Here is a 483-nt window from a genome sequence, read left to right as displayed (position 1 = left end):
CGGCCCGTGCGCGGCATGAATGCGACCTTGCGCGGATGGACGTCCTGCAAGTCCTCCGCGGTGATGCGGATGCGTTCGAGCGCCAGGTAGCGGCGCACGAAATCGGCGTTGCGATCGCCGATGTTGATCGTCGTCATGCCGGCCAGCACGGCCGCGCCGCCGAACACCTTCGCCTCGAAGCGCTCGCGGCGCCCGCCGGCCTTGATCAGCTCGTTGATCAGCACTTCCATCGCATACGCGCCGTAGCGCATCGAGTCGGACGCGGCCGCGCCCGCATCGGCGCCGTCGTCGGGCAGCATGAAGTGGTTCATCCCGCCGATGCCCGCGTACGGATCGTGAATGCACGCGGCGACGCACGAGCCGAGCACGGTCATCAGCACCATGTCCTCGGACGTCGTGTAGAACTCGTTCGGCAGCAGCTTCACGCCGGGCAGGCCGAAGTGGCTGTCGAAGTAGCGATTGGTCGCGATCGGCAGTGCGCTC

The 483-nt window shown here is 67.3% G+C and carries 1 protein-coding gene; it reads right to left on the bottom strand.

The annotated features are described in order from the left end of the window. The coding region (gene cheD / locus DPV74_RS41810) for a chemoreceptor glutamine deamidase CheD (protein ID WP_119339307.1) at positions 1-483 on the bottom strand (483 nt) is incomplete at both ends.

It is taken from the genome of Burkholderia sp. HAN2018, from assembly GCF_024704855.1.
Lineage (GTDB): Bacteria > Pseudomonadota > Gammaproteobacteria > Burkholderiales > Burkholderiaceae > Burkholderia > Burkholderia cepacia.
Note: the sequence above shows the minus strand (reverse complement) of the source record. Positions and strands in the feature narration are given on the sequence as shown.